General features: G+C 72.0%; 20 protein-coding genes and 2 tRNA genes. 5 read left to right on the top strand and 17 right to left on the bottom strand.

The genetic code is table 11. The features are described 5' to 3' along the window. Positions 1-123: 123 nt before the first annotated feature. The 9 genes from ruvA to pgsA all read right to left on the bottom strand — a co-directional run bounded on the left by ruvA (position 124) and on the right by pgsA (position 7,262). A complete protein-coding gene (gene ruvA / locus QFZ82_RS31865; protein ID WP_307716421.1) occupies positions 124-732 on the bottom strand; it encodes a Holliday junction branch migration protein RuvA in 609 nt (202 codons plus the stop codon). Then, positions 729-1,262: a crossover junction endodeoxyribonuclease RuvC gene (ruvC, locus tag QFZ82_RS31860; protein ID WP_307716420.1), complete on the bottom strand. Its 534-nt coding sequence runs from the start codon at positions 1,260-1,262 to the stop codon at positions 729-731. Before ruvC ends, ruvA begins: the two co-directional genes overlap by 4 nt. 117 nt (positions 1,263-1,379) lie before the next feature. Further along, positions 1,380-2,132: a YebC/PmpR family DNA-binding transcriptional regulator gene (locus tag QFZ82_RS31855; protein ID WP_307716419.1), complete on the bottom strand. Its 753-nt coding sequence runs from the start codon at positions 2,130-2,132 to the stop codon at positions 1,380-1,382. Positions 2,133-2,194: 62 nt separating this feature from the next. After that, entirely contained in the window at positions 2,195-2,779 is a 585-nt protein-coding gene (gene pdxT, locus QFZ82_RS31850; protein WP_307716418.1) for a pyridoxal 5'-phosphate synthase glutaminase subunit PdxT, read from the bottom strand. Next, the gene (gene pdxS / locus QFZ82_RS31845) at positions 2,779-3,687 is read right to left on the bottom strand and encodes a pyridoxal 5'-phosphate synthase lyase subunit PdxS (RefSeq protein WP_177153221.1); all 909 of its coding nucleotides are present in this window, start codon (positions 3,685-3,687) and stop codon (positions 2,779-2,781) included. Before pdxS ends, pdxT begins: the two co-directional genes overlap by 1 nt. A 136-nt stretch (positions 3,688-3,823) precedes the next feature. Then, positions 3,824-4,318: a hypothetical protein gene (locus tag QFZ82_RS31840; RefSeq protein ID WP_307717906.1), complete on the bottom strand. Its 495-nt coding sequence runs from the start codon at positions 4,316-4,318 to the stop codon at positions 3,824-3,826. A gap of 183 nt (positions 4,319-4,501) precedes the next feature. After that, on the bottom strand, positions 4,502-5,665 hold the full coding sequence (locus tag QFZ82_RS31835) for a glycosyltransferase family 4 protein (protein WP_307716417.1): 1,164 nt from the start codon (positions 5,663-5,665) through the stop codon (positions 4,502-4,504). Then, positions 5,662-6,564, bottom strand: a complete 903-nt coding sequence (locus QFZ82_RS31830) for a phosphatidylinositol mannoside acyltransferase (RefSeq protein WP_307717905.1) — start codon at positions 6,562-6,564, stop codon at positions 5,662-5,664. Before QFZ82_RS31830 ends, QFZ82_RS31835 begins: the two co-directional genes overlap by 4 nt. Further along, entirely contained in the window at positions 6,564-7,262 is a 699-nt protein-coding gene (pgsA, locus tag QFZ82_RS31825; protein ID WP_307716416.1) for a phosphatidylinositol phosphate synthase, read from the bottom strand. The genes QFZ82_RS31830 and pgsA overlap by 1 nt, the downstream gene beginning before the upstream one ends. A gap of 265 nt (positions 7,263-7,527) precedes the next feature. Between pgsA and QFZ82_RS31820 the strand changes: the two genes are divergently transcribed. Next, on the top strand, positions 7,528-9,738 hold the full coding sequence (locus QFZ82_RS31820; protein WP_307716415.1) for an elongation factor G-like protein EF-G2: 2,211 nt from the start codon (positions 7,528-7,530) through the stop codon (positions 9,736-9,738). Between the two features lie 154 nt (positions 9,739-9,892). Continuing rightward, positions 9,893-11,560, top strand: coding sequence for a hypothetical protein (locus QFZ82_RS31815; protein WP_307716414.1), 1,668 nt, complete (start codon positions 9,893-9,895; stop codon positions 11,558-11,560). An 83-nt stretch (positions 11,561-11,643) separates the two neighbouring features. Here the strand turns inward: QFZ82_RS31815 and QFZ82_RS31810 are convergent, their stop codons facing one another. The 4 genes from QFZ82_RS31810 to QFZ82_RS31795 form a co-directional block, all read right to left on the bottom strand. Beyond that, a complete protein-coding gene (locus QFZ82_RS31810) occupies positions 11,644-12,201 on the bottom strand; it encodes an HIT domain-containing protein (protein ID WP_307716413.1) in 558 nt (185 codons plus the stop codon). Between the two features lie 71 nt (positions 12,202-12,272). Beyond that, complete coding sequence (gene thrS, locus QFZ82_RS31805) at positions 12,273-14,249, bottom strand: threonine--tRNA ligase (RefSeq protein WP_307716412.1); 1,977 nt, start codon at positions 14,247-14,249, stop codon at positions 12,273-12,275. 105 nt (positions 14,250-14,354) lie between these two features. Next, positions 14,355-15,605, bottom strand: coding sequence for a hypothetical protein (locus tag QFZ82_RS31800; RefSeq protein WP_307716411.1), 1,251 nt, complete (start codon positions 15,603-15,605; stop codon positions 14,355-14,357). Continuing rightward, positions 15,602-16,192 (bottom strand): DUF4365 domain-containing protein, encoded by a 591-nt coding sequence (locus tag QFZ82_RS31795; RefSeq protein WP_307716410.1) that lies wholly within the window; start codon positions 16,190-16,192, stop codon positions 15,602-15,604. Before QFZ82_RS31795 ends, QFZ82_RS31800 begins: the two co-directional genes overlap by 4 nt. A gap of 122 nt (positions 16,193-16,314) precedes the next feature. On the opposite strand from QFZ82_RS31795, the gene QFZ82_RS31790 reads away from it, so the two are divergent. After that, positions 16,315-17,040, top strand: a complete 726-nt coding sequence (locus QFZ82_RS31790) for a 3'-5' exonuclease (protein ID WP_307716409.1) — start codon at positions 16,315-16,317, stop codon at positions 17,038-17,040. A 59-nt stretch (positions 17,041-17,099) separates the two neighbouring features. Here the strand turns inward: QFZ82_RS31790 and QFZ82_RS31785 are convergent. Further along, positions 17,100-17,171 (bottom strand) — tRNA-Val (locus QFZ82_RS31785). A 39-nt stretch (positions 17,172-17,210) separates the two neighbouring features. Then, positions 17,211-17,657 (bottom strand): SRPBCC family protein, encoded by a 447-nt coding sequence (locus tag QFZ82_RS31780; RefSeq protein WP_307716408.1) that lies wholly within the window; start codon positions 17,655-17,657, stop codon positions 17,211-17,213. A gap of 102 nt (positions 17,658-17,759) precedes the next feature. Here QFZ82_RS31780 and QFZ82_RS31775 point away from each other — a divergent pair, with 102 nt between their 5' ends. Continuing rightward, the gene (locus QFZ82_RS31775; RefSeq protein WP_307716407.1) at positions 17,760-20,240 is read left to right on the top strand and encodes an SCO7613 C-terminal domain-containing membrane protein; all 2,481 of its coding nucleotides are present in this window, start codon (positions 17,760-17,762) and stop codon (positions 20,238-20,240) included. 47 nt (positions 20,241-20,287) lie between these two features. On the opposite strand, the gene QFZ82_RS31770 is transcribed toward QFZ82_RS31775, so the two are convergent. Continuing rightward, positions 20,288-20,359: transfer RNA gene (locus QFZ82_RS31770), tRNA-Val, on the bottom strand. A gap of 54 nt (positions 20,360-20,413) precedes the next feature. Further along, complete coding sequence (locus tag QFZ82_RS31765) at positions 20,414-20,905, bottom strand: TIGR02611 family protein (RefSeq protein WP_307716406.1); 492 nt, start codon at positions 20,903-20,905, stop codon at positions 20,414-20,416. A 190-nt stretch (positions 20,906-21,095) separates the two neighbouring features. Between QFZ82_RS31765 and QFZ82_RS31760 the strand changes: the two genes are divergently transcribed. Continuing rightward, a complete protein-coding gene (locus tag QFZ82_RS31760) occupies positions 21,096-21,509 on the top strand; it encodes an SsgA family sporulation/cell division regulator (RefSeq protein ID WP_003959770.1) in 414 nt (137 codons plus the stop codon). Positions 21,510-21,575: the final 66 nt, after the last annotated feature.

The following is a 21,575-nucleotide window of genomic DNA, read 5'->3' as shown; positions in this document are numbered from 1 at the left end:
CTGCGCGGGGCGTTTTCCCCTCCCCGCCCTTTCCCGTACCGGGGGCTCCGCCCCCGGACCCCCGCGCCTCAATCGCCGGCGGGGCTGCGTATGCGGCGAGTAGGGGAACACCCCGCACGGACCTCAGCGTGCCCTGTTCAGGGTCTGGAGCGCGGCTCGGAGCAGGGGGCCCACCTCGGGCGCGGGGCCCAGGGACTCCGCCTGTGGCGCCACAGCCGTCACCGCCTCGTCCGCCTCGCGGGTCGCGTAGCCGAGGCCGATCAGCGCGGCGTGCAGCTGGTCGCGCCAGGACTGGCTGACCGGCGCACCGACCGCGGGCGTGGAGCCGACCGGCGCGCCGAGCCGGTCCTTCAGCTCCAGCAGCAGCTTCTGCGCGCCCTTCTTGCCGATCCCCGGCACCGCCGTCAGCGCCTTCTCGTCGCCGCTCGTGACGGCGACCCGCAGCGCGTCCGGTGTGTGCACGGCGAGCATCGCCTGGGCCAGGCGCGGGCCCACGCCGCTCGCGGTCTGCAGGAGCTCGAACACCTGGCGCTCGTCGTCGTCGGCGAAGCCGTAGAGCGTCAGCGAGTCCTCCCGGACCACCAACGACGTGGCGAGCCTTGCCTCCTGACCGAGTCTCAGCCCGGAGAGGGTGTTCGGGGTGCACTGCACGGCCATGCCGACGCCGCCGACCTCGATCACGGCCGTGGTCGGGGCGAGGGCGGCCACCGTGCCGCTCACAAAGGCGATCATGCGGTCCGGCCTTTCGTTGCGTGATGCGCGGCGACCGCCCGCTGCAGGCGGTTCTGCGCGGGGGCGCGCCAGATGTGGCAGATGGCGAGGGCGAGGGCGTCCGCGGCGTCGGCAGGCTTCGGCGGTGCGTCGAGCCGCAGCAACCGGGTCACCATGGCGCCGACCTGCGCCTTGTCGGCCCGTCCGGTGCCGGTGACGGCCGCCTTGACCTCGCTGGGCGTGTGCAGGGCGACGGGGATCCCGCGACGGGAGGCGCAGAGCATGGCCACGGCGCTGGCCTGGGCCGTGCCCATCACCGTGCGGACATTGTGCTGGCTGAACACGCGCTCGACGGCGACGAATTCGGGGCGGTGCTCGTCGAGCCACTGCTCGATGCCCTGCTCGATCGCGACCAGCCGGTGGCCCAGATCGGCGTCCGCCGGGCTCCGGACGACACCGACGCCACGCATCGTCAGCGGACGGCCGGCCACTCCCTCCACGACGCCGACACCGCACCGGGTCAGCCCAGGGTCCACCCCGAGAACGCGCACGCGTCCCACCCCTCCTTCGCTCAGCTGTTTGTGCAGGCTATCGGCTGCCACCGACAACCGCCGACAACGCGACGGGCCGACGGGGATGCCCCCGCCGGCCCGTCGTACGAGCGTGGATCAGGCGTCGACCTTCTCCATGACCTCGTCCGAGACGTCGAAGTTGGCGAAGACGTTCTGCACGTCGTCGCTGTCCTCGAGCGCGTCGATCAGCTTGAAGATCTTGCGCGCGCCCTCCTCGTCCAGCTCGACCTGCATGGTCGGGACGAAGTTGGCGTCGGCCGAGTCGTAGTCGATACCGGCCCCCTGGAGGGCGGTGCGGACCGCGACCAGGTCGGTGGCCTCGCTCAGCACCTCGAAGGACTCGCCGAGGTCGTTGACCTCCTCGGCGCCCGCGTCCAGGACGGCGCCGAGGACGTCGTCCTCGGTCAGCTCCCCCTTGGGGACGATGACGACGCCTTTGCGGTTGAACAGGTACGAGACGGAGCCCGGGTCGGCCATCGAGCCGCCGTTGCGGGTCATGGCGACCCGCACGTCGGAGGCGGCGCGGTTGCGGTTGTCGGTGAGGCACTCGATGAGCACCGCCACACCGTTCGGGCCGTAGCCCTCGTACATGATCGTCTCGTAGTCGGCGCCACCGGCTTCCAGGCCGGCGCCGCGCTTGACCGCGGAATCGATGTTCTTGTTCGGAACCGAGCTCTTCTTGGCCTTCTGGATGGCGTCGAACAGCGTCGGGTTGCCGTCGGGGTCACCGCCGCCGGTACGGGCCGCGACCTCGATGTTCTTGATCAGCTTCGCGAAGAGCTTGCCGCGCTTGGCGTCGATCACGGCCTTCTTGTGCTTCGTCGTAGCCCATTTAGAGTGGCCGGACATCTGCCTGTCTCCTTCGCGTAACCAATTCCTGCACGAACCCCAGAGATCCTACCGGGATCCTGTCAGGCCCCCGTGCGCACCATGTCGACGAACAGGCCGTGCACGCGGTGGTCACCGGTCAGCTCGGGATGGAACGAAGTCGCGAGCACCTTGCCCTGCCGTACCGCGACGATGTGGCCGTCGTGCTCGGCGAGCACCTCGACCTGGGCGCCGACGGACTCCACCCACGGGGCGCGGATGAAGACGCCCTCTACGGGACCGACGCCGGACACCTCGACGGTCGCCTCGAACGACTCGTTCTGCCGGCCGAAGGCGTTGCGGCGGACGATCATGTCGATGCCGCCGAGCGTCTCCTGGCCCGAGCGCGGGTCGATGATCTTCTCGGCGAGCATGATCAGACCGGCGCAGGTGCCGTAGACCGGCATGCCCGCCGCGATGCGCTCGCGCAGCGGCTCCAGCATGCCGAACAGCGTGGCGAGCTTGGACATGGTCGTGGACTCGCCGCCGGGGATCACCAGGCCGTCGACCTCGGCCAGTTCCTCGGGCCGCCGCACCGGCCTGGCCACGGCGTCCGCCGCGGCCAGGGCGATCAGGTGCTCCCGTACGTCGCCCTGGAGGGCCAGGACACCGATCACGGGCGTCGTCATTACCAGCCCCGGTTCGCGTAGCGCTCGGCCTCGGGCAGGGTGTCGCAGTTGATGCCGACCATGGCCTCGCCCAGGTTGCGGGAGGCGTCCGCGATGATCTTCGGGTCGTCGTAGAAGGTGGTGGCCTTCACGATGGCGGCGGCGCGCTTGGCCGGGTCGCCCGACTTGAAGATGCCGGAGCCGACGAAGACGCCCTCGGCGCCGAGCTGGCGCATCAGCGCGGCATCGGCCGGAGTGGCCACGCCACCGGCGGAGAACAGCACGACCGGCAGCTTGCCGAGCTCGGAGACCTCCTTGACGAGCTCGTACGGGGCGCGCAGCTCCTTGGCGGCGGCGTACAGCTCGTTGTTGTCGAAGCCGCGCAGCTTGGCGATCTCGTTCTTGATCTGGCGCAGGTGACGGACGGCCTCGACGACGTTGCCCGTGCCGGCCTCGCCCTTGGAGCGGATCATGGCCGCGCCCTCGGCGATACGGCGCAGGGCCTCGCCCAGGTTGGTGGCGCCGCAGACGAACGGGGTGGTGAAGGCCCACTTGTCGCTGTGGTTGACCTCGTCGGCCGGGGTCAGGACCTCGGACTCGTCGATGTAGTCGACGCCCAGGGACTGCAGCACCTGGGCCTCGACGAAGTGGCCGATACGCGACTTGGCCATCACCGGGATGGAGACCGCGTCGATGATCTCCTCGATCATGTTCGGGTCGGACATCCGGGCCACGCCGCCGTCCTTGCGGATGTCGGCGGGCACGCGCTCCAGGGCCATGACGGCCACGGCGCCGGCATCCTCGGCGATCTTCGCCTGCTCGGCGTTGACCACGTCCATGATCACGCCGCCCTTGAGCTGCTCGGCCATGCCGCGCTTGACGCGGGCGGTACCGGTCTCGGGGGTCTGCGGGGTGGTGGTGCTGGACACGGATGGACCTCACTCGATGACGACGTTGTGATGCGTCACCGATGGAACATCCGGGGACCAGTCCACATCAAGGGCCAATAGTCACCCCGTGGATCGTTTTGGGTGGGGCCGGTCCGCCGGCGCGGCCGGGCACCGTTCAGGCGGGCCGGTCCGCCAGCGCCGCGGGGGGCTCGTCGTCCATCTCGAACGCCAGGGGGAACGGGGCGTGGCCCGCGAGCCGGAACCAGCGCACCGTGCGGTGCCGGCGCAGGGCGCGCGCGGCGCGGACGGTGTCGTTGTGGAACCGGCGCGCCATGGGGACGCGGCGCACCGCCTGCGCGAGCTCGCCGGCGGCGTCCTCGCCTCCCGGTACCGCGCGCAGGGCCTCCATCTGCTCGGCCTCCCCGAACACCGCCCGCAGTGCGGCGCTGAGTTCGCTCTCGGCGACCTCGCGGTGCTCCTCCTCCGCCTGCCGCGCCTCGTGCGCGGCCTCGTACAGCACGATGGACGCGGCGGGGTCGAGCACCCCGGAGGTCGCGAGCTCCTGTGCGACCGAGGCGCGCCGCAGGAGCTGCGCGTCGAGCGCGGCCCGGGCGGCGTCGATCCGCGCGTGGAGCCGGTCGAGTCGCCCGGCGGTCCAGCTGAGGTACATGCCGATGGCCACGAGGGCGACGACGATCCAGATCAGGGTGCTCACGGGCGGCAAGGCTACCGGGCCGATGAGGGCGCCTCCTCACGCCCGAGGGGCTGTGGGGAGGGCGGCGGACCTGGCCGCGCTCCCGTGGTGGGCCCTGTCCGTGAGCCCGGCGCGCCCCTGCCCGGCCGGGCAGGGGCCTCAGCCCCGGGTCACCAGCCCCAGGCGGGCCCGCAGGCCCGGCCGGTCGTCCGTCGCCACCGACGCCGCGCCGTCCGTCACCGTCTCGTACACGGCGAGGATGTCCGCGCCCACCGTCGACCAGTCGAACCGCCGCACGTGCGCGCTGCCCCGCTCGCGCAGCTCCCGCCGCCGGTCCGGGTCGCCCAGCAGGCGGATCGCCGCCGAGGCCAGCGCGTCCGCGTCCTCGTTGGCGAACATCTCCCCCGCCGCGCCCTTGTCCAGCACCTGGGCGAACGCGTCCAGGTCGGAGGCCAGCACCGGCGCGCCCGCCGACATCGCCTCGACCAGGATGATGCCGAAGCTCTCGCCGCCCGTGTTGGGCGCCACGTACACGTCGACGCTGCGCAGCAGCCGTGCCTTGTCCTCGTCGCTGACCATCCCGAGGAACTCGACCCGGGAGCGCATCGCGGCCGGCAGGGACGCGACGGCCTCCTCCTCGTCACCGCGCCCCGCGACCAGCAGCCGCGTGTCCGGGCAGGCGTCGAAGATCGCCGGAAGCGCCTTCATCAGCACCGGCAGGCCCTTGCGCGGCTCGTCGATGCGGCCGATGAAGCCGATCGTGCCGTTCTGCCACTCCGCCTTCGGCTCGGCCTTCTCGAAGAAGCCGACGTCGACGCCGTTCGGGATGACGACCGCGTCACCGCCGAGGTGCTCCACGAGCGTGCGGCGGGCGTACTCGCTGACGGCGATCCGCGCGCTGATCTTCTCCAGCGCGGGCTGCAGGATCGGATAGGCCGCGATCATGGCCCGCGACCGCGGGTTTGACGTGTGGAACGTGGCGACGATCGGCCCCTGCGCGGCCCAGCAGGAGAGCAGGCCCAGGGAAGGCGACGCCGGCTCGTGGATGTGGATGACGTCGAAGGTGCCGTCGTGGAGCCAGCGCCGCACCCGGGCCGCGGACAGGAAGCCGAAATTGAGCCGGGCGACCGAGCCGTTGTACGGCACGGGCACGGCGCGGCCCGCGGAGACCACGTAGGGCGGCAGGGGTGTGTCGTCGTCCGCGGGGGCGAGGACGGAGACGTCGTGCCCGAGCCCGATGAGGTGCTCGGCCAGGTCCCTGATGTGGAACTGCACGCCACCGGGCACGTCCCACGAGTACGGACAGACGATGCCGATCCTCACGTCCTGTCCTCCCGCGGTTCGAGGTCCGAGAGCCACAGCCGCTGCAGCATGTGCCAGTCCTCCGGGTGCTCGGCGATGCCCTCGGCGAAGACGTCCGCGAGGGCCTGCGTCATGGAGGACGTCTTCTCGGCGCGCGTGCCTGACCGGGGGACCTCGACAGGCGGGTGGATGCGGCCCTTCATGACGGGCGTCTCGTCGTACCAGAGCGTCACCGGGAGCAGCAGGGCGCCGGTCTGCTGGGCCAGCAGCGCGGGACCTGCGGGCATGCGGGCCGTCTCGCCGAAGAAGGTCACCTCGACGCCGGAGGCGGACAGGTCGCGGTCCGCGACCAGGCAGACGAGGCCGCCGTCGCGCAGCCGCCGGGCCAGCGTGCCGAAGGCCGACCCGCCCGTGTGCGGCAGGACCTCCATGCCGAGACTCTCGCGGTAGGCGACGAACCGGTCGTACAGCGACTCCGGCTTGAGGCGTTCGGCGACCGTGGTGAAGGGGATGCCGAGGGCCCGGGTCACCCAGATCCCGGCGACGTCCCAGTTGGCGAGGTGCGGCAGGGCGATGACGACGCCCCGCCCCGACGCGAGGCCGTCCGTCAGGTGATGGATGTCCTTGGGGTCGAAGCTGAGCCGGGCGCGCTCCTGGTTCCAGTTCGGCAGCCGGAAGGACTCCATCCAGTAGCGCATGTACGAGCGCATGCCCGCCTTGGAGAGCTCGGCCAGGCGCTCGGCCCCCGCGTCGGGAACGACGCGTGCGAGGTTGGACTCCAGCCGCAGCACGCCCTTGCCGCGCCGCCTCCAGGCGGCGTCGGCGATGGTGCGGCCGAGTCCGGCGGCCACCGGCTCGGGCAGCTTCTTCACCGCGCCCCAGCCCAGTCCGTACAGGGCGTCGGTCAAACGGTCGCGCATCATGATGCCCCGGCCCCTTCCTGCTCGGCCCCGCCGGACCGGGCCCCGCCGGGCTGCCGGGCCTCGGCGGCCTCGGCTTCGGCGGACTCGCGCCGTACCGTGACGACCCGCTGCCCCAGCGTCACCAGGCTGCCGACGGCGACAATCCACAGCGCGATCGGCAGAAGGACGTCGATGCCGGGCACCCCGAACCCGTGGAGGCCGGCGAGGCCGGCGGCGACCAGCGAGATGACGAGCCGCTCGGCGCGCTCGACCAGTCCGTTGACGGCCACGGGCAGGCCGATCGACTCTCCACGGGCCTTGGTGTACGACACGACCTGGCCGCTCGCGAGGCAGAAGATCGCCACCGCGCAGAGCATGTTGTCGTCGCCTTTGCCCGCGTACCAGAGCGCGAAACCGCCGAAGATCGCGCCGTCGGCGACCCGGTCGAGCGTCGAGTCGAGGAACGCGCCCCAGCGGCTGGAGACGCCCGCCTGCCGGGCCATGTTGCCGTCGACGAGGTCGGAGAAGACGAACAGCGTGATGACGATCGTGCCCCAGAAGAACTCGCCTCTGGGGAAGAAGACCAGCGCTCCTGCCACGACTCCGGCCGTGCCGATCAGCGTGACGGCGTCGGGGCTCACCCCGCGGCGGAGCAGAAACGCGGCGAACGGTGTGAGAACACGCGTGAAGAATGCACGCGCGTACTTGTTCAGCATGGCCTTCCCGAGGGTTCGGTGGGCCGTGTGGCCCCTACGGCCACCGGCTGGCCCATCGTAGCCAGGACGGTGACGGCCCACGGGCCGGACCCGGACAGGTGCTGCGGCGTCCGACGTATGGACGCACCATGACGACAGTGGAAAGCTCGAAAGACCACCGCGGGCATCGCCGGAGCTGCCCCGGACGACGATTCGGGACATCGTCCCGGCTTGCCGCGCCCGCGGCTTTCCCTCCTCGCCGTGCAATCGATCGGGAGGCAAGATCATGGGCGACAAAGCGCATGCACACCCCGGAGCCGCCGGCAGAGCAGTAACGGCCGACCACCCCGCATCCGTACGGAATGTGGTGCTGGTCGGCCACAGCGGGTCGGGCAAGACGACGCTGGTCGAGGCGCTGGCGCTGACCGCGGGAGCGGTCAACCGGGCCGGCCGGGTCGAGGACGGCGCCACGGTCTCGGACTACGACGAGATCGAGCACCGTCAGCAACGTTCCGTACAGCTGTCCCTCGTGCCCGTCGAATGGGGCGGGTACAAGATCAATCTTCTCGACACTCCCGGATACGCGGACTTCGTCGGGGAGCTGAGGGCCGGTCTGCGAGCAGCGGACGCGGCCCTCTTCGTCGTCTCGGCCGCGCAGGAGGCCGACGCCGTGGCGGGCGCGTGCCGCGCGGTGTGGGAGGAGTGCGCGGCGGTGGGCATGCCGCGCGCCATCGTCGTGACGCATCTGGAGACCGCGCGCACCGGCTTCGAGGAGCTCACCGCCGTCTGCGGGCAGATCTTCGGCGGCGACGACCCCGATGCGGTCCTGCCGCTCCATCTGCCGCAGTACGGCCCCCAGCAGGCGGACGGTCACGCACCGGTCACCGGCCTCGTCGGACTGCTGACGCAGAAGATCTTCGACTACTCGTCCGGCGAACGGAAGGAGTCCCCGCCCGACCCCGCGCAGACCCCGCTGATCGAGGAGGCCCGCAACCGGCTCATCGAGGGCATCATCGCGGAGAGCGAGGACGAGACCCTCATGGACCGCTACCTCGGCGGTGAGGAGATCGACCTCAAGACCCTCGTCGACGACCTGGAGAAGGCCGTGGCGCGCGGCACCTTCCATCCGGTCCTCGCCGCCGCCCCCGCGGCCGACGGCGCCCGGCAGGGCCTCGGCACGGTCGAGCTGCTGGAGCTGATCACCGGCGGCTTCCCGACCCCGCTCGAGACGACGCCGCCCGACGTCACGACCCCCGACGGGACCCCGCGGCCCGCGATCACCTGCGACCCGGCCGGACCGCTCGTCGCCGAGGTGGTCAAGACCGCCTCGGACCCCTACGTCGGCCGTGTCTCCCTGGTGCGCGTCTTCTCCGGGACGCTGCGGCCCGACGAGACGGTGCACGTCTCCGGTCACGGGCTGGCCGACCGGGGACACGAGGACCACGACGTCGACGAGCGCGTCGGCGCCCTGTCCGCGCCCTTCGGCAAACAGCAGCGCCCGCTCCCCCACGCCATCGCCGGTGACCTGGCCTGCGTCGCGAAGCTGTCCCGCGCCGAGACCGGGGACACCCTCTCGGCCAAGGACGACCCGCTGCTGATGGCGCCCTGGACGATGCCCGATCCGCTGCTGCCGCTCGCCATCCAGGCGCACAGCAAGGCGGACGAGGACAAGCTGTCGCAGGGCCTGACCCGCCTCGCCGCCGAGGATCCGACGATGCGGCTCGAACAGAACCAGGACACCCACCAGGTGGTGCTGTGGTGCATGGGCGAGGCACACGCCGACGTCGCCCTCGAACGGCTCCGCAACCGCTACGGCGTCCAGGTCGACGTCGTGCCCCACAAGGTCCAGCTCCGCGAGACCTTCGCCGCCGGCTCCGCGGGTCGCGGCCGCCATGTGAAGCAGTCCGGCGGCCACGGGCAGTACGCGATCTGCGAGATCGACGTCGAACCCCTGCCGGCCGGCTCCGGCGTCGAGTTCGTCGACAAGGTCGTCGGTGGAGCGGTGCCGCGCCAGTTCATCCCGTCCGTGGAGAAGGGCGTACGCGCCCAGGCCGCGCGCGGTGTCGCCGCGGGCTATCCGCTCGTCGACGTACGGGTCACCCTGCGGGACGGCAAGGCGCACTCGGTGGACTCCTCCGACGCGGCCTTCCAGACCGCGGGCGCCCTCGCACTGCGCGAGGCCGCGGCCGAGGCGCGGATCAACCTGCTGGAGCCCGTGGCCGAGGTGCAGGTGCTCGTCCCGGACGAGTACGTGGGGCCGGTCATGAGCGACCTGTCCGGCCGCCGCGGCCGGGTCATCGGCACCGAACAGGCGGGCGGCGGGCGCACGCTGGTGCGCTCCGAGGTGCCGGAGATCGAGATCGGGCGCTACGCGGTCGACCTGCGCTCCATCTCGCACGGCACGGGCCGGTTCAGCCGGACCTACGCACGGCACGAGCCGATGCCGCAGCAGGTGGCGGACCGGATGCGCGAGGAGGCGAAGGCGAAGGCCTCCTAGCCGCTGGCCGTCCGCCGGCGCACATCGCCGGCGGACGGCCGTCCCGATGTCCACTGCCGCGACCGCCCGGCCCCCGATACGCTGAGGTGTCCAGCTCATCAGGTGTGCGGGGCGCGGCAGTTGGGAACAGGCCGCAGTGCGGACGCGTGCGGCGATGGGGGCGGTAGTGACAGACGGATTCGATTTCACACCCGGGGCTCAGGTCCCGCTCATGGGGTCGGCCGGGCAGACCGCGGCGACTCATGCGCTCGCCTCGGCGGCGTACCGCGACGGCCCGGTCGCCGAGATCCTCAAGGCCAACAGCGAGTGGCACAAGTCCGAGGTGACGCCGGGCAAGTTCTCCCTCTTCGAGCCGAACCTCGGTGAGGCCTTCTCCCGGGCGGTCCAGGTACGGATGCTCGGCGGCGCCCGCAAGGCGCTGATCCAGTCCTTCGGCACCGAGCCCCAGACCGTCGTGGAGCACTGCCTGGCCGCCACCCGCATCCGCAAGGAGCGGGACGCCAGGCTCACCGCCGTCATGGCGCTGTGCGGACTGCTCTTCCTGCCCGGACTCCTGCTGTGGATGGGCGTGTTCCAGCTGCGCCGCACCCTCGCCGGCGCGGCGAACAAGGGCGCCGGAGCCGTTGGCACCCTCCTGCTCGTGGGCCTCGGCATCATGGCCGTGGTCCTGCTGCTGCGGCTGCCGTTCACAGGGTTCTGGGGCTACTACATCCGGGGCATGATCGTCGCCCCGGTCGTCGGCTGGATGCTCGCGAAGAGGATCTGCGAGTCGACCGCGAAGGACATGCGCGCGCGATGGGACAGCCTCCTCTCCGGAGGCGGCGGCATCGGCGCGAAGGTCCCCGAGGCCGTGCCGGGAAATCCCGACGAGACCGCCCGTGAGCAGCTGCGCCAGGGTCTGCAGAAGCTCACCGCCGAGCAGCACTCCAACGTCGTCTTCTACGCGGGCCCCAAGGGAATACTGGGCATGGGCACCCGCTGGGGCAGCTGGCAGATGGCCGAGGAGCTCGTCCCCAGCGAACCGGGCAAGGAGATCAACCAGTTCCGCAGCTGGGACGTCATAAGGGCCATCCACGACAAGCTGAAGCTGCTGGAACGCGGCCCGCTGAACTCCGGCGGCTTCCCGACCCCGTCCGTCCGGCACTGGATCGTCTCCCCGGTCGGCGAGAACGCCGCGGCGGTCGCCAGGCCCGAGGGCCAGGACGTGGAGACCTTCCAGGTCAGGGGCCACGAGATACAGCGCATCTGCAACCACCAGCAGTTCGGCGGCGGCAACCGCCACTACCTGGGCGTGCAGTTCACGCTGTGGGACGGCCAGTTGGTCATCACCATGATGATCACGGTCACCGTGCTCCACGAGACCCTGCGCGTGGAGGTCACCGGGCACGCGCTCGGCCCGGTCCACTCCCTGTTCACGACCAAGCCCGAGCCCAAGACCGTCACCGTCAGCAAGACCGTCAAGTTCTGGGAGACCGTCGACCGCGTGCTGCCGCTGGTGGACGCGCCCGAGGTCGTACGCCTGGCGGTGCGGGCGCCCTTCACCTGGTTCCCGCCGCTGCTCGACTTCCTCGGCGGCAAGCTGGTGCTGCCGGAGCCGTTCGGACTGCGTCACGCCTGGGCCGAGAAGCCCTGGCGGCACCGGTTCATGGCGGACGACGCGATGCGCGCCGCCACTCCGGTGCTGCGCGTGGCTCACGCCGCCGCGATGAAGGTCCTGGCCGACAACGGCGTCAGCACGGAGAAGTTCGACAACCGCTCCATGGTCGTCAGCGGGTTCGTCCAGGACCCGACTCCGCGGAACGCGGACCTGTACGACGCGTGAGGCGGACGGCTCCGGCGCGGGGGCGGCTCCGGTGCGGACGGCTCCGGCGCGGGCGGCTCCGGTGCGGACGGCTCCCGTGCGGCTCAGAGGGGCCAGGCGGCGGCGAGCATCCGGCGGGTGTCGGCGAGGAGCTGCGGCAGCACCTTGGTCGAGCCGATGACGGGCATGAAGTTGGTGTCGCCGCCCCACCGGGGCACGATGTGCTGGTGCAGGTGGGCGGCGATCCCGGCCCCGGCGGCGCTGCCCTGGTTGAGGCCGATGTTGAACCCGTGGGCGCCGGAGGCCGCCCGCAGGGCGGTCATGGCCTCCTTGGTCAGCCGTGCGAGCTCGACGGTCTCGGCGTCGTCCAGCTCGGTGTAGTCGGCGACGTGGCGGTACGGGACGACCATCAGGTGGCCGCCGTTGTAGGGGTAGAGGTTGAGCACGGCGTAGACCGTCTCGCCGCGGGCGATGATCAGACCGTCCTCGTCGGACTTCGACGGGATCGAGCAGAACGGGCAGCCGTCGTCGGCCCCGGGGCCGGTCGGCTTGTTCTCGCCCTGGATGTACGCCATGCGGTGAGGCGTCCACAGGCGCTGGAACGAGTCAGGCGTCCCGACTCCGATCTGCTGCTCCGGCTCAGTCGTCATGCGTGCCAGCATATTCGCCGCTGAGGGCGGCATGCGGCGAGGGGCGGCCCCTTCCGGGACCGCCCCTCGCGTGCCTGCTCGGGTCAGACCTGGACCCGTCGTTCCACCACGTCGACGAGCTTGGCCAGGGCCTCCTCGCGCGGAATTCCGTTCTCCTGCGAGCCGTCGCGGTAGCGGAAGGAGACGGTGCCCGCGTTCATGTCCTCGTCACCGACGATGATCATGAACGGGACCTTCTGCTTCTGCTGGTTGCGGATCTTCTTCTGCATCCGGTCCGAGGACGCGTCGACCTCGACCCGCAGCCCCTTCTTCTTCGCGTCCGCCGCGAACTGCTGCAGGTACTCGACGTGCGCGTCACCGATCGGGATGCCGACGGCCTGGACGGGCGCCAGCCACGGCGGCATCGCGCCCGCGTAGTGCTCGAGCAGCACCGCGAAGAACCGCTCGATCGAGCCGAACAGGGCACGGTGGATCATGACCGGGCGCTGCTTGGTCCCGTCGGGGCCGGTGTACTCGAGGTCGAAGCGCTCCGGCAGGTTGAAGTCGAGCTGGACGGTCGACATCTGCCAGGTCCGGCCGATCGCGTCCTTGGCCTGGACGGAGATCTTCGGGCCGTAGAAGGCGGCGCCGCCCGGGTCCGGGACCAGCGGCAGACCCTGCTTCTCGGCCACCTGCCGCAGCGTCTCGGTGGCCTCCTCCCAGACCTCGTCGCTGCCGACGAACTTCTCCGGGTCCTTGGTGGACAGCTCCAGGTAGAAGTCGGTCAGACCGTAGTCGCGGAGCAGGTTGAGCACGAAGGTGAGCGTCGAGTCGAGCTCGTCCGCCATCTGCTCCTTGGTGCAGTAGATGTGCGCGTCGTCCTGGGTGAAGCCGCGGGCACGGGTCAGACCGTGCACGACGCCGGACTTCTCGTAGCGGTACACGGTCCCGAACTCGAAGAGGCGCAGCGGCAGTTCACGGTAGGACCGGCCGCGCGCGTCGAAGATCAGGTTGTGCATCGGGCAGTTCATGGGCTTGAGGTAGTAGTCCACGCCCTCGTCGAGCTGCATGGGCGGGTACATGCCCTCGGCGTACCAGTCGAGGTGGCCCGACGTCTCGAAGAGCTTCCCCTTGGTGGCGTGCGGGGTGTAGACGAACTCGTACCCCTCCTCCTCGTGCCGCTTGCGCGAGTAGTCCTCCATGACCCGGCGGATGATGCCGCCCTTGGGGTGGAAGACCGCGAGGCCGGAGCCGATCTGGTCCGGGATGGAGAAGAGGTCCAGCTCGTTGCCGAGCTTGCGGTGGTCGCGCTTCTCGGCCTCGGCGAGGAAGTCCAGGTACGCCTTCAGCTCGTCCTTGGACGGCCAGGCGGTGCCGTAGATGCGCTGGAGCATCGGGTTCTTCTCGCTGCCGCGCCAGTAGGCGGCGGCGTTGCGCATCAGCTTGAAGGCCGGGATGTTGCGCGTGGTGGGCAGGTGGGGGCCCCGGCAGAGGTCCTTCCAGCACAGGTCGCCCGTCTTGGCGTCCAGGTTGTCGTAGATCGTGAGCTCGCCGGCGCCCACCTCCACGTCGGCGCCGTCGTCGTGCGAGGCGGAGCCCTTGAGGCCGATCAGCTCCAGCTTGTACGGCTCGTCGGCGAGCTCCTCGCGGGCGGCGTCGTCGGTGACCACGCGGCGCGAGAAGCGCTGGCCGCGCTTCTGGATCTCCTGCATCTTCTTCTCGATGGCCTTGAGATCCTCGGGCGTGAACGGCTTCTCGACGTCGAAGTCGTAGTAGAAGCCGTCCTTGACCGGCGGGCCGATGCCGAGCTTGGCCTCGGGGAAGAGCTCCTGCACGGCCTGGGCCATGACGTGCGCGGTGGAGTGGCGCAGGATGTTGAGGCCGTCCTCGGAGGAGATCTCGACGGGCTCGACCTCCTCGCCGTCCTTGATCTCGTACGCGAGGTCCTTCAGCTCTCCGGCCACGCGGGCGGCGACGACCGTGCGCTCGCCGGCGAAGAGGTCGGCGGCCGTAGTGCCCGTCGTCACCACGCGCTCTTCCCGCTCGGAATCGCGTTGGATGATCACACGGACGTCTGACACCGGTCTCTCCTGACTGAAGGCGGATGCACGGCCTGGCACAGCACGCGCACCAGGAATCGTACCGAGCCGGAGCGACCACTCGCGAAACGGTTGCGGGGGCGGGCGTCAGTCCTCCTCGTCCCCCGCTTCCCCGAAGAAGTCCAGGTTCTCCTGGAGCGACTTCATCAGCCGGTCCCGCTCCGCCTCGTCGACCGGCACGGGGGTCACGCCGGAGGCGTCGGTCAGCCGCCGGAATCCGCCCCGGCTCTCCAGCCGGCCGATCAACCGGATCGGCATTCCGACCAGATGGGCATGGCCGGCCGTGCGGTAGGAGTCCTCGTCCAGCGCCACCCGCACATGCGGCACCTCGGCCCCGGCCAGCACCCGCAGCCGTACGGTGCCCGGGCCCCGTGGTCCCGAGCGGCGCATGCGGACGACAGTGCCGGTGATCCGCACGGGGACGGACGGCTCCTCCTGGAGGTAGCGGGCACCCGCCTCGCGCAGGGCGGGCAGGTCCCCCGCCGAGAACTCCACCGGCTCCATGCGGGCGGCGCAGCCTTGGGGCACTCCGGCGGCCGGGGACCAGTCGAGCGTGATGCGCGCTCCCTCCGAGCCGCGCACGAGCGCGATCACGGCCTCGGTCAGCTCGCGGCTGACGCCTGCCTGCACGGCGGTGTCGAACGCCTCCATGCCGCCCGCGGCCCGCCGGTAGTCGATGGCCTCGCGGGTGGCCTGGAGCGCGTGGGCGAGCCGGACGGCGACCGCGCGGCCGGTCTGCACGGGGACGAAAGCGGTGAGAGAACGGCCGCCGGGCGCCGGGCCCACGAGGACGCCTTCGAGCAGTGCCTGCGCCTGCCTGCGGTGACGGGCGCCGTAGTAGCCGGCGCGGCCCCGTGCGGCGAGGGCGCCGGCCAGCAGCATCTGGCGGGCGGCCGAGCGCAGCTGTTCCTGCGCGGTCCACGAGACGGTGCCGGACGGTCCCTGGGGGATGTCACGCAACCAGCGGATCTCGTCGCTGGGAACGGTGAGCCCGACGAGGACGTCGCGGGCCGAGGGGGCGGCGCTGCGGGCGAGTGCGGTGAGCGCTTCGCCGATGAGGTCCTCGCAGTCGGGGAAGGCGCGGCTCTCGGGTACGAGCAGGCTGGTGCCGCCGGCGACGGGGCCGGGCGGGGTCCAGCGCGTGTAGCGCCCGGCGGCCCCGCCGCGGCGCCGCCAGCCGTGGCGGTCGAGGAGGGCGCCGAGGACGGCCGGGTCGATCTGGGCCGGGTCCGGCTCCGCGGTGGCGCCCCAGGGGCCGGGCGGGTGGGCCGTGGGGTGGGGGCGGCTGCCGGGCTGGGGGAATCGGTGGAGGTGCTCGTCGAAGGGCCGGTGCGTCAAGGTCTTCCTCCCGCCCCGACGCGCGCCATGATCTCGCAGAGCGCGCGGTCGTCGAAGATCCGCGTGGTCGGGATCCGCACAGTGGTCCGGCGCCTGCCCGTCACCGGGTGGCCTGCCAGATTGGTCCAGTAGCAGCAGTGCCTGAGGTCGAGCCGGTCGTGGCTGGCGCGCAGCCACTCGTCCTGGGTGCGGGGGACGAGCATGACGACCAGGATCTTGTGCACCGAGACCGGTGTGCGGGCGAGCTTCACCAGATGGTCGTTGTCGAGGGTGAAGGAGAACGCGGGTCCCGGTGGGTGGGGCGGGATCTGGTAGGTGCACTTGAGCTGCACCTTGATGGTCACTTCGTCGTCGACCGTGTGCCGGGCCGAGCTGTGGCTGACGTGCCAGTCGATGCCGTTGTCCGGGAACGGCTGGGACAGTGAGCAGCCGGCCGCGGCGGCGACCGCGTGCAGATAGCCCACCTGGAGCGTCTCCATGCAGGCGGTGGTGGCGAGTGCTCCGCGCAACGGAACGGTCCGCTGGGGCTGGGGGCACCTCCCGCTTGCGGGGGACAGCCCTCCCGATTCGGGCTGGGCGAGCGCCATGGCAATTTCCTTCCCCGTCACCTGTGTTGTCACCGCGCGGCGTACGGCGCAAACAGCCCGGGTATCACCGATTCGGGCAGGGCCCTTCGCCCATCTGCCAGGCACGTGCGAGGAGTTCTGGGATGACGCACTGGTTCGACGGCCCGCTGGCCGCATTTGACACGGAGACAACCGGAGTGGACGTCGAGGCGGACCGGATCGTGTCGGCCGCGGTGGTCGTCCAGGACACGCCCGGCGGACGGCCGCGCATCACACGGTGGTTGGTGAATCCGGGCATCCCGGTGCCGCCGGCCGCCACCGAGGTGCACGGCCTGACGGACGATCACCTCCAGCGCAACGGCCGCTGGCCGGCGCCGGTGATGGAGGAGATAGCGAGGTCGCTGGCGGACCAGTGCGCGGCGTCGCGCCCGCTGGTGGTGATGAACGCACCCTTCGATCTGACCATCCTGGACCGGGAGTTGCGCCGTCACCGGGCCTCGTCGCTGGCGCGCTACCTGGAGAACGTACCGCTGTGCGTGCTGGATCCGCGGGTGCTGGACAAGCACCTGGACCGCTATCGCAAGGGGCGGCGGACGCTCACCGATCTGTGCGCGCACTACGACGTGGCGCTGGACGGGGCACACGACGCCGCGGCCGACGCGCTGGCGGCGATGGAGGTCGTACGGGCGGTGGGGCGGCGTTTCGCGTCGCGGCTGGAGCGGTTGTCCGCCGCGGAGCTGCACACGTTGCAGGCGGTGTGGCACGCGGCGCAGGCGCGGGGGCTGCAGGCGTGGTTCGCGCGCAGCGGTGTCCCGGAGCCGGTCGATCCGGCGTGGCCGCTGCGCCCGGACCTGCCCGCGGCGGCGTGACGGCCGGCGGCACGAACGCGTGAGGCCGGTCCGCCTGCTGACGGACCGGCCTCTCCCGGTGGGCGATACTGGGTTCGAACCAGTGACCTCTTCGGTGTGAACGAAGCGCTCTCCCACTGAGCTAATCGCCCGGGAACGCACTGAACCATACAGGGCGTCGCCGCCTTCCTTCAAACCGCTTCGAGGTAGGCGGCCAGACCGCGCCGTCCACCGCGCATCATCAGCGCGTGGTTGGCCCTGAAGACCGGGCGGCAGGGCACGGCGAGGCGCCTCATCAGCGGCTTGTGCACCTCGACCTCCTGCTCGAACAGGGCCCGCGTCCCGGCGCCGTGCTCCGTCACGGTCCAGCGCGACCAGCCCGCCAGGTCTCCGTCCAGCGCGATCTCCAGCACGCCGGCCGCCGGGTCCCGGCGGCCGGCGTGCGCGGTGACCCGGAGGTCGTACGGGAGGAAGGAGCGGAAGCGGACGGTGCCGGACTCCTCGCCCGTGAGGTCGACGGCGCGCACCTGCGGCCACCACCGCGGGTACTCCTCGGCCCGCTCCAGGACGCGGTAGACGGCCTCCGGGGCGGCGGGCAGGTCCCAGACGCTGCGGAAGCGGTAGCGGCACCAGTCCATGGCCCCAGTCTGGCCCGCTGCGACCGCCCCGGGCGTACTCACGGCGGATCTGAGTATCCGCGCCCATGTCCGGGCCTTGTGGCGGGCGCCACACTTCCGGCCATGGAGAACGTTCCGACACCCGCCGAGGAACTGGCGATCCTCGACCGCGAGCTGCGTCAACTGGACGCCCGCCGGACGCAGTTGCTGGCCCGGCGCAGCTGGCTGCTGGCCGCCCTGCGGCCGCCGGTCACCGCGTCCGCGCCGCCGCCCTTCCCGCCGTCGGGTTCCTGGCCGGCCGGTCCGCGGCCGCACGCCGAGGCGTCCCCGCCGAGCGTGCAGAACGTGCTGCTGACGCTCGGGGGCATCCTGCTGGCCGTCGCGGCGATCGCGTTCACGCTGGTCAGCTGGGGCCACATGGGCATCGGCGGCCGCGCGGCGGTGCTCGGCGCGGTCACGCTGGCGGCCCTGGGCACGCCGGCGGTCCTGCTGCGCCGTGGTCTCGTCTCGACGGCCGAGTCGGTGGGTGTTCTGGGGCTGGTGCTGATGGTGCTGGACGCGTACGCGGTGCACCGGGTCGCCCTGGCGGGCACCGACGGACTGGCGTACGCGGCCGGGGTGTCGGCGGTGCTGGCAGGGCTCTGGTCCGCGTACGGCCTGGCCCTGCCGCGGCTGCGCGCCCCGCTGCCGACGGCGCTGGTGACGGCGCAGTTGCCGCTGCCGCTGTGGGCGCTGGCCGGTGGTCCGGCCGCGCCCCCGATGGAGTGGGCGCTGCTGCTGACCGCGGCGGCGGACGTCGCGGTGGCGCTGTGGGGGCGGCCGGCGGTGGTGCGCGGGTTCGCGTGGGTGACCGCCTCGGTCACGGGCGGTCTGGCGATGCTGACCGGCCTGTGGCTCTCCGTGGCCGCCGGCTCGCCCGGGGAGGCGGCCGGTCCGGCGGTCCTGCTGCTCGCGGCCTCGGCGGTGGCGCTGTTCGCGGCGTGGCGTTCGCCGGCCGCCGCGCCGGGCGCGTCGGTGGTCGCCGGTCTGGCGGCGGTCGCGGCCGTCGGCGGGCTGATCCGTACGGCGGTCCCGCAGGGGTGGGCGGTAGTGGGCTACCTCCTGTGCGCGACGGCGCTCCTCGCGGTCGTCCGCACGTCCCTGCCCGACCGTGTGCGGCAGGGTCTCGCGCGGTCGGCGGGCGCCGTGCAGGCGGCGGCCGCGGTGACGGCGCTGCCTGCGGTGCTCATATCGCTCGCGGGCCCGGCCACGCGGATCACGGAGATCTGGTCGACGGCACCGGCGGGCACGCGGGAGGCGCTGTCCCTGGACGTGCCGCTCTCCGTTCTCCCGGCTGCCCCGCTGGTCCTCGCGGTCCTCGCGGCGACGGCGGCGCTGGTGGCGCGCCGCCTTCCGGCCGACGACAGCGCGTCGCAGGCCGCCACGGACCACGCAACGGCCGGTGCCCCTCCGTCGGCCGCCGCCGGCCGCGGCAGCGCGCTGGGCACCCTGCTCCGTCCCGCCGCGGCCTGCGGCTCCCTGGCCCTCTTCTGGGCCGCGCTGCTGGTCCTGCCCGTGGTCCTCGACGTGCCGTACGGCATCGCGGTCGGCTGGCAGCTGGTCCTCGCCGTGGCGCTCTTCGCCCTCGGCGCCGTACGGACCGCCCCGCTCGCGCACACCGCCCTGGCCTGCGGCCTGGCCGGCTCGGTGAGCGTGGCGCTGCTGTCCCTGGCGACGCGTCCGGCGACGTTCGTCGTGCTGGGGGTGCTGCCGGCGGCGCTCGTGGCCGCGGCGTTCCGGCCGCGCGGCCCGGGGCAGCAGGTGGCCGCCTGCGCGGCGACCGTGTTCGCGACCGGCCTCGCCGGGGCCTGCGCGGCCGCCGCCGGGCTGCCGCCGCACCGCGCGGCCCTCGTGCTGCTGCTCGTCCCCGCGGCGGCCGCCCTCGCCGGTGCACGCCTCGGCCGCCACTCCGTGGCCCTGCCGGTGGAGGCCACCGCGGCCGGCGCCGGCCTGGTCGCCGTACTGCTCGCCACTGGACACGTCCCCACCCTGGCCCTGGTGCTGGCCCTGTGCGGCGTGATCGCCGCGGGCACAGCGGTGCGGGCCGAGCGCCGCCCGGCCGCCGGGTACGTCGCCGCGGTGCTGTTCGTGCTCGCCACGTGGGTGCGTCTGTTCGCCTCCGAGGTGGCCTCGCCCGAGGCGTACACGCTGCCCGTCACGGTCCCCGCGCTCGTGATCGGCGCGCTGCGCCGCCGGCGGGACCCGCAGGCGTCGTCGTGGACGTCGTACGGTCCCGGTCTCGCGGCGACCTTGGTGCCGAGCCTGTTCGCGGCCTGGGGCGACGAGCACTGGCTGCGGCCGCTGCTGCTGGGCGTGGCCGCGCTCGCCGTCACCCTCGCGGGCGCGCGGCTGCGGCTGCAGGCGCTGCTGGTGCTGGGCGGCGCGGTGCTCGCGCTGGACGCCCTCCACGAGCTCGCCCCGTACGTGGTCCAGGTCGTCGACGCGCTCCCCCGCTGGCTGCCCCCGGCGGTGGCGGGTCTGCTGCTGCTCGCGGTCGGCGCCACGTACGAGCAGCGGCTGCGGGACGCGCGCAGGCTCCGGGAGAGCCTGGGCCGGATGCGCTGAACGCCGAAGGCCCCGGAGACTGGTGTCTCCGGGGCCTTCGGTCCGGGTGGGCGATACTGGGTTCGAACCAGTGACCTCTTCGGTGTGAACGAAGCGCTCTCCCACTGAGCTAATCGCCCGGGCGCACCGCAAACATTACCCCATGTCAGCGGGTCCCCAGGACCACTGCGGGGTCACTCGTCGATCTTCCACGGCATCACGATGCCGAACTTCCAGAGGTAGATGCCGACGAGCACGGCGATGATCACCAGGCCGACCGTCGTGAGGATGATGTTCCGCCGCCGGACCTTGGGGTCGAGCGCGCGCTGGGCGGCCTCGGTGACCTTGCGCTTGGTCCAGCGCAGCACCAGCTGGGCCCAGACGAACTCGGTGGCCCAGATCGCCATGCCGCCGAAGATCACGACCCAGCCGGGGCCCGGCAGCACGAGCATCGCCACGCCCGCGCCGACGACCGCGAGGCCGACGACGAAGACGCCGACCTGCCAGCTGATGTGCAGCGTTCTCGACCGCTTGATGAAGTGCGGCGCCCGCGAGCCGAGCTCCCGCTCGTCGTCCCTCGCCGCCTCCTGGGCCGGCTGCGCCGCGCCCGTCGTCACGTCCCCCGTCGCGGGGGCGGAGGCCGCGGCCGCGACCGCCTCGTCCCGCTCGTCACTCTGCGCGTTCATAACGCCCAACTTACCCGATCGAACACCATCACCGGATTGGCCGTATAACACAAAGTAATGCACGCCCGTACGAGCGACCCGAGGGATCACAAAACGGTCAGAGGGGTTTACAACGGCACCGTAGGTGGCATGTCGATTTCGCCGACGTGCGAATCCCCGAGCGCACACTGAGCGAAAGGCCCTGGCGCTTATGAACACCACGGTCAGCTGCGAGCTGCACCTGCGCCTCGTTGTATCGAGCGAGTCCTCACTGCCTGTACCCGCGGGCCTGCGGTATGACACGGCCGATCCCTACGCCGTGCACGCCACCTTCCACACCGGAGCCGAAGAGACGGTCGAGTGGGTCTTCGCCCGCGACCTCCTCGCAGAGGGGCTGCACCGCCCCACCGGCACGGGCGACGTACGAGTCTGGCCGTCCCGCAGCCACGGCCAGGGCGTCGTCTGCATCGCCCTCAGCTCCCCAGAGGGCGAAGCCCTCCTGGAGGCCCCGGCGCGGGCCCTGGAGTCGTTTCTCAAGCGGACGGACGCCGCGGTGCCACCGGGCACCGAGCATCGGCATTTCGACCTCGACACGGAGCTCTCGCACATCCTGGCCGAAAGCTGAGCCAGGCGAAAAGCCGCCCGGCGCCGTCCATCTCGGGGAGACGGCGCCGCGCGGAGAATTCCCATA

This window comes from Streptomyces sp. V4I23 (assembly GCF_030817975.1).
GTDB lineage: Bacteria > Actinomycetota > Actinomycetes > Streptomycetales > Streptomycetaceae > Streptomyces.
This window is presented reverse-complemented; position numbering and strand designations above follow the sequence as displayed.

Excerpts from the sequence above, each read along its gene's own strand:
- QFZ82_RS31820 (WP_307716415.1), top strand. The coding sequence starts at position 7,528 with ATGGGCGACAAAGCGCATGCACACCCCGGAGCCGCCGGCAGAGCAGTA.
- QFZ82_RS31780 (WP_307716408.1), bottom strand. The coding sequence starts at position 17,657 with ATGGACTGGTGCCGCTACCGCTTCCGCAGCGTCTGGGACCTGCCCGCC.
- QFZ82_RS31795 (WP_307716410.1), bottom strand. The coding sequence starts at position 16,192 with ATGGCGCTCGCCCAGCCCGAATCGGGAGGGCTGTCCCCCGCAAGCGGG.
- QFZ82_RS31815 (WP_307716414.1), top strand. The coding sequence starts at position 9,893 with ATGGGGGCGGTAGTGACAGACGGATTCGATTTCACACCCGGGGCTCAG.
- QFZ82_RS31810 (WP_307716413.1), bottom strand. The coding sequence starts at position 12,201 with ATGCTGGCACGCATGACGACTGAGCCGGAGCAGCAGATCGGAGTCGGG.
- QFZ82_RS31790 (WP_307716409.1), top strand. The coding sequence starts at position 16,315 with ATGACGCACTGGTTCGACGGCCCGCTGGCCGCATTTGACACGGAGACA.
- ruvA (WP_307716421.1), bottom strand. The coding sequence starts at position 732 with ATGATCGCCTTTGTGAGCGGCACGGTGGCCGCCCTCGCCCCGACCACG.
- QFZ82_RS31855 (WP_307716419.1), bottom strand. The coding sequence starts at position 2,132 with ATGTCCGGCCACTCTAAATGGGCTACGACGAAGCACAAGAAGGCCGTG.
- QFZ82_RS31765 (WP_307716406.1), bottom strand. The coding sequence starts at position 20,905 with ATGAACGCGCAGAGTGACGAGCGGGACGAGGCGGTCGCGGCCGCGGCC.
- pgsA (WP_307716416.1), bottom strand. The coding sequence starts at position 7,262 with ATGCTGAACAAGTACGCGCGTGCATTCTTCACGCGTGTTCTCACACCG.
- QFZ82_RS31830 (WP_307717905.1), bottom strand. The coding sequence starts at position 6,564 with ATGCGCGACCGTTTGACCGACGCCCTGTACGGACTGGGCTGGGGCGCG.
- pdxT (WP_307716418.1), bottom strand. The coding sequence starts at position 2,779 with ATGACGACGCCCGTGATCGGTGTCCTGGCCCTCCAGGGCGACGTACGG.
- QFZ82_RS31760 (WP_003959770.1), top strand. The coding sequence starts at position 21,096 with ATGAACACCACGGTCAGCTGCGAGCTGCACCTGCGCCTCGTTGTATCG.
- QFZ82_RS31775 (WP_307716407.1), top strand. The coding sequence starts at position 17,760 with ATGGAGAACGTTCCGACACCCGCCGAGGAACTGGCGATCCTCGACCGC.
- QFZ82_RS31840 (WP_307717906.1), bottom strand. The coding sequence starts at position 4,318 with ATGTACCTCAGCTGGACCGCCGGGCGACTCGACCGGCTCCACGCGCGG.